This is a genomic window from Paenibacillus sp. 7523-1 (assembly GCF_002276415.1).
Lineage (GTDB): Bacteria > Bacillota > Bacilli > Paenibacillales > Paenibacillaceae > Paenibacillus > Paenibacillus illinoisensis_A.
Genome location: NZ_NPBR01000005.1, coordinates 428,484 through 449,593 on the forward strand (window position 1 = coordinate 428,484; position 21,110 = coordinate 449,593).

Annotated in this window: 21 protein-coding genes; 3 read left to right on the top strand and 18 right to left on the bottom strand. The window is 45.9% G+C overall.

Going from position 1 to position 21,110, the window contains the following annotated elements; all coding sequences use genetic code 11:
- Nucleotides 1-165 precede the first annotated feature (165 nt).
- Nucleotides 166-1,152 (bottom strand): aldo/keto reductase, encoded by a 987-nt coding sequence (locus tag CHH60_RS05365; RefSeq protein WP_176475989.1) that lies wholly within the window; start codon nt 1,150-1,152, stop codon nt 166-168.
- Nucleotides 1,153-1,387: 235 nt separating this feature from the next.
- On the opposite strand from CHH60_RS05365, the gene CHH60_RS05370 reads away from it, so the two are divergent.
- A complete protein-coding gene (locus CHH60_RS05370; RefSeq protein WP_095358265.1) occupies nt 1,388-2,305 on the top strand; it encodes an AraC family transcriptional regulator in 918 nt (305 codons plus the stop codon).
- Between the two features lie 96 nt (nt 2,306-2,401).
- Here CHH60_RS05370 and CHH60_RS05375 read toward each other — a convergent pair whose 3' ends face one another.
- From CHH60_RS05375 to CHH60_RS05415, 9 genes are all read right to left on the bottom strand, one after another.
- The gene (locus CHH60_RS05375; RefSeq protein ID WP_095358266.1) at nt 2,402-3,481 is read right to left on the bottom strand and encodes a threonine aldolase family protein; all 1,080 of its coding nucleotides are present in this window, start codon (nt 3,479-3,481) and stop codon (nt 2,402-2,404) included.
- A complete protein-coding gene (locus tag CHH60_RS05380) occupies nt 3,478-3,900 on the bottom strand; it encodes a MarR family winged helix-turn-helix transcriptional regulator (protein WP_095358267.1) in 423 nt (140 codons plus the stop codon). The genes CHH60_RS05375 and CHH60_RS05380 overlap by 4 nt, the downstream gene beginning before the upstream one ends.
- Before the next feature lie 211 nt (nt 3,901-4,111).
- Nucleotides 4,112-5,830, bottom strand: a complete 1,719-nt coding sequence (locus CHH60_RS05385) for an ABC transporter ATP-binding protein (protein ID WP_095358268.1) — start codon at nt 5,828-5,830, stop codon at nt 4,112-4,114.
- A 2-nt stretch (nt 5,831-5,832) separates the two neighbouring features.
- Nucleotides 5,833-6,195, bottom strand: a complete 363-nt coding sequence (locus tag CHH60_RS05390) for a hypothetical protein (RefSeq protein ID WP_176475990.1) — start codon at nt 6,193-6,195, stop codon at nt 5,833-5,835.
- 204 nt (nt 6,196-6,399) lie between these two features.
- Nucleotides 6,400-7,776, bottom strand: a complete 1,377-nt coding sequence (locus CHH60_RS05395) for a sensor histidine kinase (protein ID WP_095358269.1) — start codon at nt 7,774-7,776, stop codon at nt 6,400-6,402.
- Nucleotides 7,773-8,447 (bottom strand): response regulator transcription factor, encoded by a 675-nt coding sequence (locus CHH60_RS05400; RefSeq protein WP_095358270.1) that lies wholly within the window; start codon nt 8,445-8,447, stop codon nt 7,773-7,775. The genes CHH60_RS05395 and CHH60_RS05400 overlap by 4 nt, the downstream gene beginning before the upstream one ends.
- A gap of 109 nt (nt 8,448-8,556) precedes the next feature.
- Nucleotides 8,557-9,324: a hypothetical protein gene (locus tag CHH60_RS05405; RefSeq protein WP_255247829.1), complete on the bottom strand. Its 768-nt coding sequence runs from the start codon at nt 9,322-9,324 to the stop codon at nt 8,557-8,559.
- Between the two features lie 81 nt (nt 9,325-9,405).
- The gene (locus tag CHH60_RS05410; protein WP_095358271.1) at nt 9,406-10,059 is read right to left on the bottom strand and encodes an NAD(P)-dependent oxidoreductase; all 654 of its coding nucleotides are present in this window, start codon (nt 10,057-10,059) and stop codon (nt 9,406-9,408) included.
- Between the two features lie 13 nt (nt 10,060-10,072).
- Nucleotides 10,073-10,675, bottom strand: a complete 603-nt coding sequence (locus tag CHH60_RS05415; protein ID WP_095358272.1) for a TetR/AcrR family transcriptional regulator — start codon at nt 10,673-10,675, stop codon at nt 10,073-10,075.
- Between the two features lie 282 nt (nt 10,676-10,957).
- On the opposite strand from CHH60_RS05415, the gene CHH60_RS05420 reads away from it, so the two are divergent.
- Nucleotides 10,958-12,397 carry a DHA2 family efflux MFS transporter permease subunit gene (locus tag CHH60_RS05420; RefSeq protein ID WP_095358660.1) on the top strand — a complete coding sequence of 480 codons (1,440 nt, stop codon included), beginning with the start codon at nt 10,958-10,960 and terminating at the stop codon, nt 12,395-12,397.
- Nucleotides 12,398-12,506: 109 nt separating this feature from the next.
- On the opposite strand, the gene CHH60_RS05425 is transcribed toward CHH60_RS05420, so the two are convergent.
- The 4 genes from CHH60_RS05425 to CHH60_RS05440 form a co-directional block, all read right to left on the bottom strand.
- Complete coding sequence (locus CHH60_RS05425; protein WP_095358273.1) at nt 12,507-13,739, bottom strand: cytochrome P450; 1,233 nt, start codon at nt 13,737-13,739, stop codon at nt 12,507-12,509.
- A gap of 246 nt (nt 13,740-13,985) precedes the next feature.
- A complete protein-coding gene (locus CHH60_RS05430; protein WP_095358274.1) occupies nt 13,986-14,879 on the bottom strand; it encodes a TetR/AcrR family transcriptional regulator in 894 nt (297 codons plus the stop codon).
- A gap of 14 nt (nt 14,880-14,893) precedes the next feature.
- Nucleotides 14,894-15,184 (bottom strand): hypothetical protein, encoded by a 291-nt coding sequence (locus CHH60_RS05435; protein WP_095358275.1) that lies wholly within the window; start codon nt 15,182-15,184, stop codon nt 14,894-14,896.
- Nucleotides 15,185-15,208: 24 nt separating this feature from the next.
- The gene (locus CHH60_RS05440; protein ID WP_095358276.1) at nt 15,209-16,336 is read right to left on the bottom strand and encodes an NAD(P)/FAD-dependent oxidoreductase; all 1,128 of its coding nucleotides are present in this window, start codon (nt 16,334-16,336) and stop codon (nt 15,209-15,211) included.
- A 243-nt stretch (nt 16,337-16,579) separates the two neighbouring features.
- Between CHH60_RS05440 and CHH60_RS05445 the strand changes: the two genes are divergently transcribed.
- Entirely contained in the window at nt 16,580-17,395 is an 816-nt protein-coding gene (locus CHH60_RS05445) for an AraC family transcriptional regulator (protein WP_095358277.1), read from the top strand.
- On the opposite strand, the gene CHH60_RS05450 is transcribed toward CHH60_RS05445, so the two are convergent.
- The 4 genes from CHH60_RS05450 to CHH60_RS05465 all read right to left on the bottom strand — a co-directional run bounded on the left by CHH60_RS05450 (nt 17,392) and on the right by CHH60_RS05465 (nt 21,087).
- Entirely contained in the window at nt 17,392-18,033 is a 642-nt protein-coding gene (locus CHH60_RS05450; RefSeq protein ID WP_095358278.1) for an HAD family hydrolase, read from the bottom strand. The genes CHH60_RS05445 and CHH60_RS05450 overlap by 4 nt on opposite strands.
- A gap of 39 nt (nt 18,034-18,072) precedes the next feature.
- A complete protein-coding gene (locus CHH60_RS05455; RefSeq protein ID WP_095358279.1) occupies nt 18,073-18,666 on the bottom strand; it encodes a DUF1349 domain-containing protein in 594 nt (197 codons plus the stop codon).
- A gap of 64 nt (nt 18,667-18,730) precedes the next feature.
- Nucleotides 18,731-19,975 (bottom strand): MFS transporter, encoded by a 1,245-nt coding sequence (locus tag CHH60_RS05460; RefSeq protein WP_095358280.1) that lies wholly within the window; start codon nt 19,973-19,975, stop codon nt 18,731-18,733.
- An 80-nt stretch (nt 19,976-20,055) separates the two neighbouring features.
- Nucleotides 20,056-21,087 (bottom strand): zinc-dependent alcohol dehydrogenase, encoded by a 1,032-nt coding sequence (locus CHH60_RS05465; protein ID WP_095358281.1) that lies wholly within the window; start codon nt 21,085-21,087, stop codon nt 20,056-20,058.
- Nucleotides 21,088-21,110 lie beyond the last annotated feature (23 nt).

Consider the following 21,110-nt stretch of genomic DNA (forward strand, 5'->3'; position numbering starts at 1 on the left):
CCGTTACCAAAGTAAGGCCTCTCTATATTCTACAAAACTGAAAAACGGAGTGGACTATTAAAAAAGTCGCCAGCAGGGCGACTTCATTCATTTTATTTCCGGTTCGTCCAAGTTTAACATATTCCATGATTTACGTTCTCAAATTATTTTTATTTGGCGATGGTGTCACAGACCAGTTCTTCGCTCCAGTTCCTCCGTATATCGCGCACCCACCAATGTGATCTTTGAGGCTGCTTCATTAATGCTGTGTACATCTTCAGGCTTAAGCTTAAGATCTGCCGAATTCAGATTTTCTTCCAAGCGGTTTAATTTGCGCGTGCCTGGAATCGGCACAATCCAAGATTTCTGGGAAAGCAGCCACGCAAGCGCTATTTGGGCCGGGCTGGCTTGCAGTTCCTCTGCTTTTTCTTTTAGCAAATCAACCAATACCTGGTTCGCTTCTAGCGCTTCAGGTGTGAATCGAGGCAGAATGTTGCGTAGGTCACCTTGTTCAAATGTCGTTTTTGCGTTAAAACTTCCTGTCAGATATCCTTTACCCAGAGGGCTGAATGGAACGAAACCAATCCCAAGCTCCTCCAATGCAGGGATCAACTCCTCTTCAGGGCGTCTCCACCACAGGGAATATTCACTCTGTACTGCTGCAAGAGGCTGCACAGCATGAGCACGCCGGATCGTTTGCACTCCTGCCTCGGACAATCCCCAATGTTTTACTTTTCCTTCCCGGATCAAATCCTGGACGGCTCCTGCCACTTCCTCGATTGGCACATCCGGATCGACCCGGTGCTGATAGTATAGATCAATGGCTTCAATCTGCAGACGCTGCAGCGACTCTTCCGCCACTTTGCGAATATGTTCGGGCCGGCTATTCATACCGCTCTGTTTGCCGTGCTGTATATCGAAACCAAATTTGGTGGCAATGACGACTTGATTTCGAACGGATTTAAGCGCTACTCCTACTAGCTCTTCATTGGTATATGGACCGTATACTTCAGCGGTATCGAAGAACGTCACACCACGTTCCACTGCTTTTTGAAGAACGGAGATCATCTCCTTCTTCTCCGAAGCAGGGCCATACCCATAGCTCATTCCCATGCAACCCAGGCCTATGGCCGAAACCTCCAGCCCGCTGTTTCCCAATATGCGTTTTTGCATCATTCATCATCCTTTCTCATTTGATTAGTTTCATTAATGATCAGAATCCAGTACTCGAACTCCATACGTTCCCACTTGCTTGATTCTGTGAGTTTAGTCTCATTATGACGAAGCATGCTCATCAAGTGGTATATCATTTATCTTAATTGATTGCCTAATCCTATCAGGGGGCCTTTTGCATTTGATGATTAAGTCATATAATGAAACGTGGTTAGAACCGCAAGGAGGAGTCCAAATGACTGAGGAACTACTTCAACAGAAACGGGAACTGAGCGAGTTGGTTGAGCGTCACTCCGTACGCAACGGTGCAACGGAAACGCTGATCCCTTCCCTGTTTTTCTATCACCATACAAGTATTACCGAACCGGCATACAGAGTTTACAAGCCTGCTTTTTGCGTCATCGTGCAAGGTGTAAAAGAAGTATTGCTCGCGCAGGAGCGCTTTGAATATGGACCATCCAATTATCTGATCGCTTCGATGAATCTTCCGGTAATTGGACAGATTATTAAGGCGTCCGCGGAAGCACCTTATCTAAGTCTTAAGCTAGAGTTCACGAAGAATCAAATTCTGGAAGTACTGAATGAATGCAATATACAAGTCACTTCCAAAGAAAACGCCAGACGAGCCATGTTCGTGGGACAGATGGAATCTTCCATTCAGGATGTTGTGCTTCGCCTTATCCGCTTACTGGATACTCCGGAGGAAATTCCTTTTCTGGCCCCATTGTACACCAAGGAGATTTTGTTCCGTCTTCTCCAGGGACCTTACGGAGGCGAGTTGGCCCAGATCGCGGTAGAAGGCAGCAGTACGTACCGGATTAGGGAAGCCATCGAGTATATCGTTCATCACTGGGAGCAGCCTTTTCGCATCGAAGATCTAGCAGAGACAGCCAGCATGAGTGTATCCTCATTCCATCGGCACTTCAAGGAGATCACGGCCATGAGTCCGCTGCAATTCCAAAAACAACTGCGATTACAGGAAGCTCGGCGCCTTCTGATGGCGGAGTCTGCCGATGCGGCTGATGTAGCATTTCGGGTTGGCTACGAAAGTGCCTCACAGTTTAGCCGTGAATATTCACGCATGTTTGGCGCGCCTCCACGAAGTGATATTAAACGAATGAAGGAAAAATATGATCTGATCTTGAGCGAATAACTTCTCAACTGTTCCAGTGAAAGCTAACAAAAAAAGGACGACAATATGTCGTCCTTTTTCAGTATATCGCAACTATCGAGCCTACATTTTCACGGTTTAAACCAGTGCTTCAGCCAGTTCCCGGGTTTCACTAAATTCATGCATTAATCGAGCGATATCACGAGCCAACGCATCCACATTCTCCTGCTTCGTCGCCCAACTGGTGCAAAAACGGACTGCACTATGTGTGGCGTCTACCTTCTCCCAGAAGGTGAACGTGTATTGGCTGCGTAATTTCTCAAGCAAAACATCAGGCAAGATCGGAAACTGCTGGTTGGTTGGTGATTCGTACAGGAACCCGATATGCTGTTCTTCAAGCGAATCGTGGATTCGCATGGCCATATCGATGGCATGTCGTGAAATTTCCAGATACAATCCGTCTTCGAACAACGTTTCGAACTGAATGCCCAGCAATCTGCCTTTTGCGAGCAGACCACCCTTCTGCTTGATCATATAACGGAAATCAGGCTTCAGTGCCTCATTCAGGATGACTACAGCTTCCCCCATCAAAGCTCCGATCTTGGTCCCTCCAATATAGAACACATCAGATAGACGGGCGAGATCAGCAAGAGTCATGTCACAATCCGGGGATGCAAGCGCGTATCCGAGCCTTGCCCCATCCACAAATAAAGGAAGTCCGCATCTCTTACTTGTCTCAAATAATGCCTGCAATTCTGCCCTACTATACATCGTACCGTTCTCGGTTGGCTGGGATATGTAAACCATTCCTGGCTGTACACAGTGCTCTGGAGAAGACTCACTCTTATGCGCTTCATAGACTGCTTGCACTTGGCCAGCAGTGATCTTCCCGTCTTCGCTGGGAACGGTAAGTACTTTATGACCCGTTGCTTCAATTGCCCCCGTTTCGTGAACAGCGATGTGGCCCGAAGTAGCAGCAATGACTCCTTGATAGGGACGCAGTATGGATGCAATGACCGTTGTATTTGTTTGAGTGCCTCCAACCAGAAAATGCACATCAGCCTGCTCGCTATCGCACGCTTGACGAATAAGAGCTCTCGCCCGATCACAGTGGGGATCTGTGCCATAACCGCTCGTTTGTTCCATATTGGTCTCGATCAGTCTTTGCAGAATGCGTTCATGCGCACCTTCGTTATAATCACATTCGAATCGTATCATCGTGTTGTCTCTCCTGCTTTCTTTGTCAACTTCTCTTGTATGTTCATCATGGAAGCATAGACCTCTTGGATCTCTTCCTCATCCAGATTCTGCATTAACTTCAATATTTGCTGGTCAGACCGATCGTTTAATTCAGCGTAAAGTTCCTTGCCTTTATCCGTCAGGCGAATGAGACTGACCCGGCTGTCAGCTTCCGAATTCACTTTGATGAGCAGACCTTCCTTGGTCAGCTTGTTCACAATTCGGCTCATATAACTGCGATCAATGGTCAGTGTATCCACCAGATTATTGGCAATACTTTCTCCACGAATACCAATTTCAATGATGACCCTTACCTCGGCAAACGAATACCCCGTACCAAGGATGTGCTTATCCAATACGCCAAGAATATTGGTATAAAAACGGTTAAAACGCCGCATGTCAGCCAGAATATCAGAATGTATATGCTGAGAGTCGATGCGAAACCCTCCCTTTTAGTGGACATTGTCAACATTATAATAATTTGATTAGTGGACGTTGTCAACATAATGATCGGGCCGGCCGAATAATAATTCGATTGCAGTCTATTGGAGGCAAATAAAACAGCAAAAAACCGCGCAAATTGCGCGGTTCAGCCTCAACAACCTTTTTCTATGAATGACTGTACTGCACCTGATGAAGTCGGCTATAGATCCCACCAGCTGCAACAAGCTCATCATGATTCCCCTGCTCGGCAATGCCATCCGCGTTCACAACCATGATCCGGTCCGCATTCTTGATGGTTGTCAGGCGGTGTGCAATGACCAGCGTAGTTCTGCCCACAGACAGTTCTGCGAGAGATTTCTGAATTAAAGCTTCCGTTTCCGTATCCAGAGCCGATGTTGCTTCGTCAAGGATCAGTATCGGTGGATTTTTCAAAAACATGCGAGCGATGGACAAACGCTGCTTTTGCCCTCCTGATAGCTTAACCCCACGTTCACCGATGATCGTATCGATGCCGTCCGGCAATGTGAGAAGTAATTCCTCAAGTGATGCCCGGCGGGCAGCATCCCAGATTTGCTCATCTGTTGCCGTAAGATCCCCATACGCGATATTCTCCTTGATGGTTCCCGAGAACAGGAATACATCCTGCTGAACGATACCAATGTGCTTGCGAAGGGATTGCAGCTGGACATCCCGAACATCAACGCCATCCACCGTGATTCTTCCCTCCTCCACTTCGTAGAACCTTGGGAGCAGACTGCAGATGGTTGTTTTTCCTGCACCGGAAGGTCCAACGAATGCAACGGTTTCTCCCGGTTTAATAGACAGACTGATGTTATTCAGTATCCGGCGGCTGGATTCATAACCGAACGATACATTCTCGAAACGGATATCGCCCCGAACATGTTTCAGCTCAACTGCGTTTTTGGCATCCGCGATTTCAGGCTCCGTATCAATAATTTCGAGATAGCGCTTGAAGCCGGCAATTCCCTTCGGATAGCTCTCGATGACTGCATTGATTTTCTCAATCGGACGGAAGAAGATATTGGAGAGCAGCAGGAATGCCATGAAGTCACCCATATCGATTTTGCCGTCAATAAAGAACCATGCACCGCTGATCATCACAAATACAGTGACCAGTCTCATCATCATATAGCTGACCGAGATGCTCTTGGCCATCGTTTTATAAGCAAGCAGTTTGGTTTGACGAAAGTTTTCATTGTCGACGGAAAATAGTTTTTTCTCATGTTCTTCATTCGCAAAGGATTGAACGACACGAATTCCGCCTACATTATCTTCGATCCGGGAATTGAAATTACCCACGTTTCCAAAGAGTCGACGATATGTTTTGGTCATGCGTCCACCAAACACGATAATGACCCAGGCCATGATCGGTATAATAATAAATGTAATCAATGCAAGCTCCAGATTAATATTCGCCATGAGCCAGAATGAACCGATCAAGGTCATCACAGCGATGAACACATCCTCCGGTCCATGGTGAGCAACCTCTCCGATGTCGTTCAGATCATTCGTTAAATGACCAATCAGATGGCCCGTTTTGCGATTATCAAAGAAACGGAACGACAACTTCTGCAAGTGAGCGAACATCTTCTCACGCATGTTGGTCTCAATGTTAATACCGAGCATATGTCCCCAATATGTAACCACATAATTCAAGGCTGTGTTAAGTGCATAAATCGACAGCAGAACAATACAGGCCAATATAATGAGCGGCCAGTCCTGGCCTGGCAATAATTCATTGATAAATTTGCTCACGGCAAGAGGAAATGCCAGTTCCAGCAAACCTGCGATCACTGCACATCCAAAATCAATGACAAACAGTTTCTTGTAAGGCCGGTAATACGAAAAGAAACGACGAATCATTCTTATTCACTCTCCAAATCCTTATTAGGGCTTTCATTTTCATCCTGCAGCTCGAAGAGATGAATATATTCATCGATAACCTGGTCAATGGCTTTTAATTCACCGCTAATCATCGGACGAATATGCTCATATTCCGCTTGACCCAGCTGTCTGGCTAAAGTTGTTCTTCGATTTTGCATTTGCTCCAGAAATACCAGAATGCGGCCACGACGGAAAGTTTGTGCCCCATTCCCTCGCTTACCTTGATGTTCACCATGTCCTCTGCCCCTTCTGGACCGTTCACCACGCTGTTCTTCTTCTCCGCGTCCACGTCCTGAACGCATATTTTGACGTTCTACAGACTCATTAGCGTATTGTTCTCTCATTTCAAGAACACCTCCATATCGTATACATTTGTATACGAATTAATATGTATACGATTGTATACGCAGAATCACATCCTGTCAACCTGTTTTTTCCAGTTATGTGATTTTCCTTTTCCATGAAAAAAAATGCTGAGGACACATACAAGTGTTCTTGTATGTAATCCTCAGCAGATAGCAGCCAGACCACAGAAGACACTGCAATCTCTATCTATGTCTTTCGGCAGGATGGATCGGCAAGGTCACGACAAATGTTGTTCCCTCACCCGGCTTACTCTCTACTTGAATGTCTCCCTTATGAAGTAAAACAATCTGTTTAACGATGGCGAGTCCCATCCCGCTACCCTCGTATTTGCTGCCATGGGAACGATCCGCCTTGAAAAAGCGCTCGAAAATACGCTGCTGATCCTCTGGTTCAATGCCAATACCGTTATCGGATATACGTATGATCACATCAGAGTGAACTTGTCTCATGCTGACAGCCATAGTACCATCATCTTCTGAAAATTTAACACCATTCCTGAGAATATTCATCCATACCTGATCCAGCTGATGATGGTCTGCTGTTACTTTAATCGCCTGCAGATCCAGCTCGAACTCAATGTTTCGGGCAGTCCATTGTGGCTGCAGTGCCACAATTACGCGCCGGATCTGTTCATCAAGATTGCGCTCCGTGAATCGCAATGATTGCGAATCGGATTCCAGCAAGCTCAGTTTCAGCAAGCTGTCACTCATTTTGGACATTCGCTTTGCTTCAGCAATAATGATATCCAGATAACGGTCTCGTTCATGCTCCGCAAGATTGACCTGCTTGAGCGCTTGGGCATACCCGGAGATGGAAGTAAGCGGCGACTGAACCTCATGTGAAACATTAGCTACGAATTCTCTGCGCATTTGTTCCAGGTGCTGCAGATCATGCGTCATTTCTTCAAAGCTTCTAGCCAAAGCTCCAAGCTCTCCCGTTTGCTTAATATTCAGCCTGACATTAAAATCACCTGATGCCAGACGCTTGGTTGCTTTGGTAAGTTTGTTAATCGGTTTCACCACGTATATGGAAGCAATCAGAATCAACAAACTCCCTATGACCAAAGAATATATCAGGAAAGTGGATAACCATCTTACGTTGAAAGAAGTGTACGGTGATAAGAGCGGCTGTATAAATAACGCTTTCGCCCCCGTTTCCGTCATTAACGGCAATCCGACAAAACCTGTAGATTCGTTGGACGAATCAGCACGAACGGTTTCCCCATTCAGTACGTTCTTTACTTGATCCGATGACACCCGAGCAGAAGCCTGGTCACCCAGTGCTCCATAGGAATAGACCTCAGTATTATCCTCGTCGTAAATGCGGATATAATAGGAGTTGAGCTGCTTCATCCCTCCCACAAATTTGTCTGCTTCATGCAATGGAATAGTCTCATAGATACGCACGATATCCTGTCCGAAACTCAATAATTCTTCCTGGACATTCTCATTCATATTCCCCCTGAATACCAAAAAGGTAATCACGAAAGCGATGATCGTACCCGCGATGACGGAAATTAAAAAGGTTAGTACCACACGGATATACAGAGACCTGATCATTCACTAACCTCAAGCCGATAACCAAGGCCGCGCACCGTTTCAATTCGAAAATCAGTTGAAGCGACAAACCTTTCTCTCAAACGTTTAATATGTACATCAATCGTTCGATCATCTCCGGCATAATCAATTCCCCAAATTTGATCGATCAGTTGTTCACGCGTATACACCTGTCCAGGTGTCCCCGCAAGTTTGTATAGAAGCTCAAATTCCTTCAGCGGCAGCGTAAGGGATTCCGTGCCATTCGTGATTTTATAGGTTTGCTTATCCAAAATGAGCTTGCCCAGCTGAATCGTTTGTGTTGAACCGATCCGGTAGCGCTTCAGCAGTGCTCTAACCCGAACCGTCAATTCCAGCGGATCAAACGGCTTGGTCAGATAATCATCTGTTCCCAGTTCAAAACCCTTTACCTTCTCCCAAGTTTCACCTCTTGCAGTCAACATAAGCAAAGGAAGGTCAGGACTTGCCCTGCGAAGTTCCTTGCATAATGTCCAACCATCCATAATCGGCATCATGATATCAAGCACAACCAGATCGACAGGTGTCGAGGCATAAACCGCCAGGGCCTGCTTGCCATCTGCTGCTTCTACCGTTGTGAAACCGTCATTCTTCAGAAATAAACAGACAAGTTCGCGAATGTTCGCATCATCGTCAGCAACAAGTATTGTCGGCATGTGCTTCTCCTTTTTCTCCAATGCATTCTAAGTAGTCTCAACTATTATACTATTAATTTACTTGGTTGACCCCGAGTGTGATGTTTATCCAGACTGCCGCTTGAAACTCTCATTGCTTTTCATAGGCAGGAGCAGCTGTATGGAGATTGTTCAATCTATGCTGCATGTCTGCCTTGTTTTGTTGAAACTGTTTGAGCCGATAACCGTTAGCACCGGATGGATGGGGGAAGCCCCACAATATCCTTTTCTCCTGTATACGTTTCTCATCAAGCAATTGATGAAGCACAGCTTCAACTGACTTCCCAAGCGGAATAACTAAGGGTTGGTTCAGTTGACTCCACTCAGGCAGAAAAGACCCAATCACAGCTTCATATAGAAAGTTATTCTGGGTGATGGCAGGCTGATGTCCCGTATAATTTTGCTGCTTCACAAAGATGGGATACCGGATCAGGGAAGTGGTGTGCAGAAGCTTAGACTCAGGATCAAAGAGCGCTGCCACATGAGGTACATTTAAAAAATGATGCAGTCCTATCTCCTGAAGCATTTGGATTACGTTTGTTCGCATGACGCCAGCCATTCTGGCAGCAAACTTTGCTTCCTGACAGGCTGTTTCGTAGGTGGCCTGATGCTTCAAAGCTTGGACGGCTGTGCGAAAAGCAATCTCCATCTGCTGCCAACCCGGTGTAATGCCAACAAGCATGACTTTGGCAGAGGAATTAATGAATTCATTATGCGGAGAATAGTACATCTCAACGTTTCCTGCTGATCCCAATTTCAGATCATTAATTAACAGATCCGCTTTTGTGTACTTTTGTTTCAGGGGAAGTGACTTCATGATCTCAATCAGATGTTTATGTCGGATAGAATCTAACAGCATAACGTTCCCTCCTCGCCTTACAGTATTATGTCATTTGAAAAAACCGCCTATGGGCGGTCCTGAATTGGTGTCCGGGATGACCTACTCTGTAACCAATACGGCCTTACGATCATACGTGCTATCGTTCACATGTTTAAGCATAAAATCAGCCAAATTGGCACGCGACAGCTTGAGTTTCCGAGACTTGTCCGGGTGGATCTCCGCTTCGTGAACATACTTTCCATTATAACGATCCATCGTGAGCACGGGAGGTTGAACCAGTATCCAATTCAGCTCGCTGCTGGTTACGAGGATATCCTTGTCCAGGTGATCGCGAAGCAGATTGGTCATGACGTTCGGGATGACATATTTGTATAAGAAACCGAGCTTACCGGCCTCTCTGTGAGTACCAATAAACGACACATGAATCAGTTTGCCTGCTTCGTTGTTTTCCATCGCCTGGATGATATTTTTCAGAGCATCGATAAGAACGAGATCTCTTTTGAACATGCTCTTCGCACCAAGAACCGAAAAGACTGCGTCAAATTTTTCTTTTTTCAGGACATGATCGACATCCGTATACCGGGTTACTTCGCCCTGTACAACCTTTAATTTTGAATCAGAAATGCCTAGTTTGGAAGGATTTCGGACAAATGCAGTTACGGTATGCCCTTCATCAAGTGCACGCTGCAGCAGCTCCTTGCCTGTTCTTCCGGTCGCTCCAAATATGATGATGTTCAATTGTCCCACATCCATTCTTCATTGTTATTTACATGAACCCTTTGTATGAATACGAGCGAATCAACGAAAATTGTTTAGCCAGAAAATGTGGTGCATATGGCATGTCATTGCGAAGCCAGGCCACAATGGTTCCGATCAGTGCCGAAGAGGTGTACCAAATTGCAATTTCCTTATGGATGCCTGCCTGCGCAAAAGCACTTTCCATCTCCAACTTCTCTATCTTCTCTGTAACGAGTCTAGTGAGCAATTTCAACAACCGTTCTGTGAAAATAGGGGTTCGTTTGGAGGCGAGTACGACTCGATAGAATTTGGGATGATCCGCAAAATGCTCAAGCACTTTCACCAGAACTGGCCAGGCGTCCTCTGTCTCATGATTGTCAAATCGGTGGTACTGATCAACGATCCGTTCAATATGCTCGTTCATCTCGTCCGCCATCTTCTCCATCATATCCGTAATATCACGATAATGAAGATAGAAGGTTACCCGGTTAATGGTTGCACGCTCGGCAATCCGGTTCACCGTTAACTTCTCGATATCCACTTCCTGCAGCAGATCTACGAAGGCATCCCGAATAAGCTGTCTTGTGCGAAGTATTCTCGGATCGGTAGCTGACTTGTTATCGTTTTTCATAACGTATCACTCCTTCAATTTGAGAAAATTACAATTTTAAATAATGAGTCGTTTATTTTCGCAATAAGCTACATAAATAACGATTCTGTAAAATAAGCAACAAATATGCCCAGAAGTGTAAATTGTAATCTGCGGGAATATGTATATAATTCAATAAATACAATGTAAACTATACAACACGTTGTAAATTTAGTCACGTGTAGATTGAAAGGATGGAATGGATTGAGTCAGGCTAGATTAGATGATGAGAAAAACATCAAAAAAGGTCCCATACTGTTTGTCATGATTCTGGGTGCATTTCTTGCCACATTGAATCAAACCCTAATGAGTGTTGCCACGCCTGAGCTGATGGGTGATTTCAATATCTCCGCTACAACGGCGCAATGGCTAACCACCGGCTACATGCTGGTAAATGGAGTACTTATTCCAATTACTGCTTATTTCATGCAGCGCTTCTCAACAAGGCAGCTCTTTCAGGCTTCCATGTTCATCTTCCTGATCGGTACGATCATATCGGCTTTAGCGACCAACTTCGGTACACTGCTAACAGGCCGTATGGTGCAGGCTGCTGGAGCAGGTATTATCATGCCGCTGCTGATGCATGTCATTCTCACTTTGTTCTCCCCTGAGAAACGAGGAGCTGCCATGGGGATGGTCGGCTTCGCTGTCATTTTCGCCCCGGCAATCGGCCCTACCCTCGCTGGGTACGTGCTCGAGAACTATTCGTGGCAAACGATGTTTTACGGAATGATCCCATTGACGGTCATTGTTATCGGATGTGCATTTGTATATCTGAAAAATGTATCAGAACGCATTGATACGAAATTTGATACGCTTAGTGTGACCTTATCGACCATTGGTTTTGGTGCACTGCTGTATGGATTTAGCCGCGCAGGAAGTCTGGGATGGTCCAGTGCAGAAGTGCTTATCTGTCTTGTGGCAGGAATCGTGGCCCTCGCCTTGTTCACTTGGCGTCAGCTCGTTTCTGCAGCCCCGCTGCTCGACCTTCGTGCGTTCAAGTATAATATGTTCTCCTTGACCACGATCATTAATATCGCAATTACGATGATTATGTATGCAGACATGATGCTGCTGCCTTTGTATCTTCAAAATGCACGAGGTTATACCGCACTCGAATCCGGATTACTGCTGCTTCCAGGTGCTCTCGTCATGGGATTCCTGATGCCTGTTACTGGACGTTTGTTCGACCGCTTCGGTGCAAAATGGCTTGCCATCATCGGTATGGTCATTACAATCGTAACGACGATCGGCTTTATCGATCTGACCGATTCGACCAGCTACACTTACTTGGTTCTGATGTCTACTGGACGCCGAATTGGTATGGCTCTGCTCATGATGCCAATTCAAACCGCAGGTCTGAATCAGCTGCCACCGAGACTCGGTCCTCATGGTACAGCAATCTCCAATACGGTCAGACAAGTCGCTGGCGCAGTCGGTACTTCATTACTCGTGAGTGTCATGACCAGTCGTACAACGACACATGTTCAGGATATGATCGCAAGTGGTGCTGCGAACGGCTTGTCCCGCGAACAATTGGCGATGGAGTCCATGATTCAGGGAATCAACGATGCTTATGTCGTTATTATCGGCATAGCAGTCGTAGGGCTCGCACTCTCCTTCTTCATCAAACGTACGAAGCAGGCCACTGAAGAAGAAGTGAAAATGCCTGTTAGACAGAAAGTTTCCATGAATTCGAATTAAATTGGGAATGATAGCAAACTAAAAAAAGCGGCAGATCAGGACGAACTTCATGTCCTGTCTGGCGCTTTTTACTTGAATCATCTTTACTTGAATCATCGTTAAACTAACCTTATTCGAACATCTTCAGCGGTAAATGCGTCAAGGACTGTCCTGGAGCAGAAGTGGACAGATTACGTTCAAGCTCAAATGTGTCCACAGCTTCTATATGATTAACCCTCTCCACAAAGGCAGTTAATACAAGAGTAAGCTCCATCCTTGCCAGTGGTGCTCCAAGGCAAAAGTGCGGGCCATTACCAAAGGTGAGATGTTTTTTATTGTTGCGACGGTGAATGTCAATTTCAAACGGGTTATCAAACATACGCTCGTCCATATTCGCCGCGCTCATCCAGGAGATGACGACATCCCCTTTTTTCAGATCAACACCAAGCAGCTGGTTGTCCTTCTTGACGGTACGATGTCGTTTCGCATTATGGAATCGGAATCGAAGCATTTCTTCCACGGCAAGCGGAACAAGCTCCGGATTCTGTCTTAACTGGCCGTACAAATCTCCTTCGTCGTACAAGAAAGAATAAAATGTGCTCGAAACCATATGGCTCGTCGTTTCTATGCCGGCACCAAGCAGAAGCATCGTTGTTCGAACGACCTCATCTTCAGTGAATTTCTCTCCATCCACATCGACGTTCAACAAATCAGTAATAATGTCCTCCCCGGGATTTTCACGTTTCTTCACTACGAGAGGATACAGAAATTGATAGTATTCCTGAGCAGCAGCCTGTTTCTTTATTTCACTTTCTTGTGCGTTTTCTTGTGTGGTAGGTTGAAAGAGAATATCTACCCAGCTTTTGAACCGGTGGCTGTCCGAGAGTGGGATCCCGAGCAAATCCGCCATAACCATGGCAGGAAGTGGAGCAGCAAGCTTTTCAACGATATCAATCGTCTTATTAAACTCCAGGTCTTCCACCAGCTGCTTCGCAATATTGCGAATTCGGGGTTCCCAGTTTTTGAGACTGCGGGGTGTAAAGGCTGCGGATAACAATGAGCGGCTTTTTTGATGTCTTGGCGGGTCAATGCTTGAAATGTTTAATTTGTCCGGAGGTGTGCCTTCCTTGTTCTTCGCCCCAACAGCTATGGTTGTTCGAGTTCCCTCGGCGGAGAAATATTCATGATTGCTTAGAACCTGTTTAACATCATCATACCTAAATACATTCCAGGTATCGGTATCCTCATGGTAGTGCACTGGGCTTTCGGACAACATTTTTTGATACCATTGGATGGAAAAAAACTCCTCGGATCTGGACTGAAATCGGGTGATATCCTCAACTCGAATCACTTCTTTGTACATGCTGACGCCACCTCCTGGAATATTTTTTGTTTGAATGCTAGTCGTGTAAAGGTTCTTGCTTGGAATATCGTAAAGGCCACTCCTCCTTCTTCGGTACATGAATTGACAGTTCAGCACCTAGTTAAATTTTATACGATTCGTCTATTTTATGATATAAACCATTTGAACTAATTAAAAAACCCTCTAATAAAGAGGGTTTTGATTATACGATTCGTATATCAAATAGATTGTTGTATTGTTTACCAGCTATTTTACAGCCTCGATCATTCCATTCATTTCAATAAACCACCAGCATAACTGAGCAATCGTTCTTGATTGTACCTGTTCCGATCCGGAATCAAAAGCAGCTTGAAAGGCTGTTAATGTAATCCTCAGCATTGAAAAATTAAGCTTATCTTCCCGAAACAGGGACCATAGTCCTTGGGTTAGTTCCTTGGCATGGATGGATACGTGCGATTTCTGAATAGAACGGTTGAACTTCTCCAGCTCAGCAAGCAGATGCTGCTTATCCGGTACCGTCTGCTTGAATTCAGGATCGATAACAGCCAGACTGGCTGCGTCAATAATATGCTCCTGCTTGTCCACCATGTCTCTCAGCAGGACCTCGGTATAGTTCAGGAGCTTCGGCACAAGTGCTTTCCAGTGAGGCTGGTTCAAATGAAAGTTTCTCCATGTATTCGAGATCTGGTGAACCATTCCGAAACAAAAAATGGCCCCTTCGCAGGCGTATGGCCTTACCTCTTCACCAAATAACTGTACAAGTCGTCCAGCAAGCCAGTTTAACTGGATTCGTGTGAGATTTTCGACATCAAATTCCCCTGAATAAAATCCTGTCCAGAACAACTCAACCACTCGCTGTTTGTCCGGGGATATCATCGGCACCACGATCTGTTCTACCAGCAAATCAAAGTCAGAGTTATGATTTTGTGCCTCAAGTTCCTGACGAATCATCATATCTTCCTGGATGCGCTGCTCAAGGATCGCAAGAACACAATCATCCTTGGAATTGAAAAATTTATAAAATGTGCCTTTCGATACACCTGAATGATCAAGGATCATCTGGATGGTTGTATTAGACACGCCATTTTTCTCAAAAAGCATAAGTGCTGTGTCCAATAGCAGTTGTTTTCGTTTATTCATAAGGTAAGTACCTCTCAATCTGCCAACTTCTCCATATCATCCTGCAATTGAATTAGCCGTGTACGGATTGCTTCCATACGACTCTTCACTTCGGCTATTTGATTCTGCAGATTTTCTTCAATATCGGTATCCCGGAATAACTGGGCATCATCCGTCTGAGACGTTCTGAGCTGATTCAGTTCAGATTCGTACTTGATCTGCTGCCTTTCGGCTTGTTTCAATTCGTCTTCCGCCGCACCGATCTGGTACTCCAAATAGGATACATCGGAAGAGCTTGCTTGGGTTAAACGCTGTGAATAGGTCATGATTCACCTCAACATTCCTTCTTCTTAAGATTCATCCATCGCTTTGGAAAGATCATACGGATGGATATCGATATCCAGCTCCTGATTCAGAGCCAGCTTTGCTAATTGGCTGCCGATAAAGGGCCCCATCGTTAAGCCTGAAGCACCAAGCCCGTTGGCTGTGATCAATCCCTTCCATCCTGGTACAGTTCCCATGACCGGAAGAAAACCTGGCGTAAACGGCCGGAAGCCAACTCTTACTTCTTGAAAGGTGCTATTAGTCAATCCCGGTGCGAGCTCCAATCCTTTATTCAAGATTTCCTGCATACCGCCCGGCGTGATTCTGGTATCGTAACCTTCAATTTCATTTTCATGTGTGGCCCCGATCACGATTTTGTGCTCGGCAAAAGCCAAAAGATATTGATCAGAAGGTGGCATAACTACAGGCCAACTTCCTGTCTCTTCCTGATCGGATACCTGCAAATGCATAATTTGTGCTTTTTGGTAATGAACCTTAAAGTGAATACCCAGAGGCTTCATGATCGAATTGGCCCATGCTCCGGCACATACAATGACTTCATCTGCCAGAAATTGCTCTGTACCAACCGACACTCCGGTTACCCGACCAGAATCGAATAGAAGAGCAGCATCTCCATGAATGAGGATGGCTCCATTCCGCTGTGCGGATCGAATTAAGGCATCTCGCAGGGCACGACCATCTATACGCGCTGCACCGCTAATATATACTGAATGATAACCTGGACCGAGCAATGGAAAGCGTGCATGCGTTTCCTCTTCGTTAAGCTTTGTAATCTCCCCGACTTCCGGTGCATCTGCTCTTCGAAGATGAGCACGATCCTCCATCTTGCCGATCTTTTCGAAATCCGAATGAATACTCAATGCCCCCACTCGGGCATACCCGGTTTCCGTTTCTCCCTCGCTCTGCAGTTCTTCAATAAGTTTGGGGTAAAAGCGTGCGCCGGCCTTGGCAAGCTGGTACCAATCCTGGTTACGCCTTTGCGACAACCAGGGGCAGATGATGCCTGCGGCAGCATCCGTAGCTTGTCCGATATCACCACGATCCACAAGGATGACTTCCGCACCCCTTTTTGCTAACTGATAGGCTGTCGAAGCCCCCAGTATTCCTGATCCTACTACGATGACTTTCTTCATGCTTGCATCCCTTTCCTCTATCACTGCTTCCATTATAGCGTATACTGTTTCGCATCCGATTAGCAAGAGATGCCCCTGTCAGCATGAAAAACTAAAAGGTTTTCGCTCTCTGATCCAATGTTGCAATCATGTCGTTTAAAATAATGTTAATTATGTAATATAATTCAAATTAGGTTTCTTTTAACGCTGTATCCGCGCCCTTAACGCACAAGATCCTTTAACGAAAAGAGGAATAACTCAACGATGCCGAAACCTAGCATGGAGAATCCGCTGGATGCCGATATGCCACTAATGATTACAGGGCAGATCCAGATGAATGCTGATGAATTCAAGCATTGGAGCGACCATTCACGGGATTACACCATTGTACAATGCATCGGAGGAACCGGGCGAATCGCAGCCAAAAATCATGAATTCCTGATCCGTGAAGGAACCGCTCTTATTATGTTTCCTGAAGTTACCTATCGTTATCACAATCTGAGTGATTCATTGTTGTTTGATTGTCTTACGTTTAATGGCTATTTGTTGCCCCGCTTCCTGCATACCTTGCAGATCGGGGAGCTGCGCGCCTTCAAGCCGGATGGAATGATTCATATCCTTCTGCATGAAATAACGCTGGCGCTGCAGTCCCGGCACAAGGATCAGATCTGGCACGTATCCGCATTGCTCTACATGCTTCTGGTCAGATTGACGATCGAAGGAGATCGTTATGGTGCTTATGAACGCTCCGATGCACGCCTAAAGCTTGGCGGACTCGTTACTTTTATCAAACAGAATTATCATGAGGATATCTCGCTTTCCATGCTGGCTCAGCAGATGAACGTAACCGAACAGCACTTAAACCGGATATTCAAAAAGGAATTTCAAATGACTCCGCTTGAGTATCTGACACGATATCGTCTGCTGAAAGCCAAGGAAATGCTAATCGAGAATGATGCCATTACCGCTCATGATATTGCCAAAGCAGTCGGTTTTAACAGTGCCAGTTACTTTGGTTCCGTATTTAAGAAATTCGAAGGAATCTCTCCGATTGAGTTACGCAAGCAGTACCTGGGTTAGAGAATTTCCACATCGATCTCAGCCAGCGAGGATAACCGCAGATCATGCAGCTGGAACTCCAGATCGCGAGTTACCTCGTTCGGCACAATGACGCAGCGAATCCCCGCAGCCTTGGCTGCTTTTAGCCCATTAGGCGAATCTTCGAAAACAACCGCTTCCGAAGCTTCGATTCCCAGACTGTGCAGAGCCAGAAGATATAATTCCGGATCTGGCTTGACCCGCTTGACATCCTCAGCCGTATGAATGACCGCAAATTGTTCGAATATACCCAGCTTGTGCAGATAGCCATGCACCCAATCGCGCGTGGAGCTTGAAGCAACGGCAAGCTGAATCCCCTTTTCACGAGCTGTCCGAAGCAGTTCATGCACTCCCGGCAGGATGGTTGCCTGACCCAGGTAGGATGTATACTTCTGTTCCGATAACAGCTTGATCTGGTCATGATCAATCGGTTTTTGCAGTGCCTGTTCCAAGTACAGAAACGGATGAAACTCTTCAAAGTTGGTTCCCACATTTTTGGACCAAAGATCCAGTCCTAGTTCAAGGCCGTGTTCCTGATAAATGTCCCGAAAAGCATAATACCAAGGTGTCTCTGTGTCCAGGATCAGTCCATCAAAATCCAAAATAAATGCTTTTATCATGAACCTGTTCTCCCTCCAATGATCGGCGGGGGAAATAGCTTAGAAGCGTGCAGTCAAGTCAGGCCTTGTAACCTCCAAGGACAAAAAGCGACAGGTACAACCTGCTCCGGTTGGTGACTGTGCAACGATGCCTGCCTGAATCTCCCCCTGAATCGGCATGCCGAAGTACCGAATTAGTTTCCACTCTTCCCCATCGGGTGAATAAAAAAATGAAATGCAGTCCTCTACCTTGCGTATGCGCAGGTATGGATCGGGTACGGGTACTTCAATCGAATTGCAATCGTCAGAGGAACCGTCCCGGGTAACCACCGACACAATGGTTGCTGCTTTTCCATCATACTCAAAACAAAGCTTGCACCAGTTGCGTTCATCTGCCATGACCATCAGGCAACCGGAGTCATACTGGTGTTTCATGTCCACAGTTAATTGGGTGGTCAGTTCAAAATCACCCGGTACAGGTATCGCCAGGAATGGAGCAGATGCACGGACGTTAATGCCCGCGGGGTCCTGAAAAAAATCGGTATCAGCCTGAGCCTCCACAATAAGTACACCCTCTTCTGTGTAAGACCAGCTTTCAGGTTGATTCATCCAGTTCATTTGACTTCTTGTTTCTGCTGCAAATACATTTGACATCTCTTTACCTCCCAAGTCGTTTTCTGTATTACATATTCTTGCTATATACAGAAAACCCCTTCTCCTACATATTTTTGTAAGTTTCGATCACTTGGGTATGTTTCTGTGGATCAGGCAGGAATAACATAATGACCATCAGGATGACGTACAGTGCAAGAATGACGCTGAACAAAAGTACGGGATGATGATGGTACAGCAATCCTGTCAGATAACCTGATGGAATGGCAGTTAGTGTCATAACCGTCTGTACGGCAGAGAACATATCGGCTTTTTCATGCGTGCCCAGTCTGTTCATGAGCAGGGAATCCCGGTATGTCTGCAGAATAAAATTACCGGCTGCAAGCACAATCAGGGTCAGGAACAGCATCGCTATGTTTCCAACAGGTATCAACAGAAACAGCACGGCTCCGATTGTACTTAATATGATGGAAAACCCAACATACTTCTCCTCTGATCGTTGTTTCAGGCGTGGTATGATGACCAAATACAGCAGCATGACCGTTAATGCCGTCACTACCGGGATAAACGAAATCACACGATCATTAAACTTGAGCTGTTCCTTGAAGAAAATGACCTGAAAAAAGTTCAGCTGCAAAATCAGATTGGAAAGCACGGTAATCAATATGATCGGAAAGAGTCTTCGTTTATAAAACGATCTGCCGAACAGTCGTAAACTTGAAGCAAGGCTGTGCAGCACCCTCGTTTGACTATGCATGCCCATCAACTCTTTTCCAACCTCGGTTTCATCGGTATATCGGTTGCGAATGAAGAACATGGCGGTCATCAGTATTCCTCCGACGAAATAGATGCTGGCCAGCGTTGGCACAATACCAAAATCAGCAATAACTACACCTGCGATCGGCGTTAATACTCCAGCTGCCGTGATAATCATGTTAAGAATGCCGAACACTCTGGAGCGTTTATGTTCTTCGACATCCTCAATGATGAGACAGTTGAAGGATACCGTCACGAATTTAGAGGTGGCATTCAGCAGGTAAGCAATCAGAAACAGCCAGAAATTATGCGAAAATGCCCAGATGAACATTGGAATACTCCATGCAACCAGATCAAAGATCAGCGTCGTCCGTTTCCGGCCCAGCTTGTTCGTAATTGAACCGGCGAACAATTGAAATATAAAGGCAAAATAAAGATTCACCGAATTGATCAAACCGATTTCGATGTCCGAGAGTCCGGCTTCCTTCATATATAAAGGAGCATAAAACAGGACAATCGTGCCCGGGATGGCCCATACCGGTTCAAGCAAAATGGAATACCGCGGGTTTCTCGGCAAATCCTGAAGCAGCTTCACTCCACATCCCCCTCTTTCTGCGGATCTTGCCGCCGCGGATGATGGTCCATCGCAGCGGCAATTCCGAGACTTCTATACTTCTATAAAATCAAAGCTGTTTTGACCGAGTTCATCGGCAGGGGCTCCCCGGTACGCAGATGATACCCCACTGTACCGTTGAAAGCCTCCTCGTAATCAGACAGCAGCTCCTTGGCCGTCACCATACGCTCCAGTTCCGGAATGCTTTGCGCGAATTTCAATGCCGTACTAATCATCGAATGTACGGCTACGGCGCCAATAATGCTGATTCCGTCATTGATTACATCTGTTGATTTGAAGGTTACTTTGTAGCTGTCGTCATAGCCCATGGGAATGATTCTTCCCCCTTTGGCAATCATCTCAAATCCAACATGAAGCTGATTCCCTACCGCATCGACTACGATGTCGAACTTTTTGTTGTTGTTGATTTTATATACATTATCCAGCGTCAGTTCCTGAGGATAGAACACATGATCAGCAATGCCTGAAGCAAATTCTTTGCGGTACGGGTCTACTTCAGTGCCAACGGTGAGCCTTGCCAATCGTTTGCTTACGAGCTGACACAGGGAACCAATGGCGCCTGAACCCAGAACGAGTACTGAATCGCTTGGCTTCACGCCTGCTTTCATAAACGTCTGCAGCACACAACCAAGCGGTTCAATCATCATCGCCGTTTCCCAGCTCATGGAATCCGGAATCGGGTAGATGTATTTCTCATCTCCCACATAATATTCCGCAAATGTACCGTGCGTGGTCATGCCTACCTGATAGTCATCGAAGTTTTCGCAATAGATGAACAAGCCTTCGCGGCAGTAGGAGCAGGTTCCGCAGGATTGAGTGGGATCAATCAGAACGCGGTCGCCTACCTGAAATCCACGGACTTCAGGGCCCACCTCCACAACCGTACCCACGCCTTCATGACCGATAATCGTTCCCTTGTTTGCCGGAACTTTGCCTTTGACAATGTTTAGATCTGTGCCGCAGATGCCTGAGCCATAAATTTTGACTTTAACCTGGTTCGGCTTCTGAATACTTGGTTGTTCAACATCAAGTAACGCTACCTGTTTATGGTCCTGATATACGAGTGCTTTCATGGATGATTCCTCCTAATCGATTC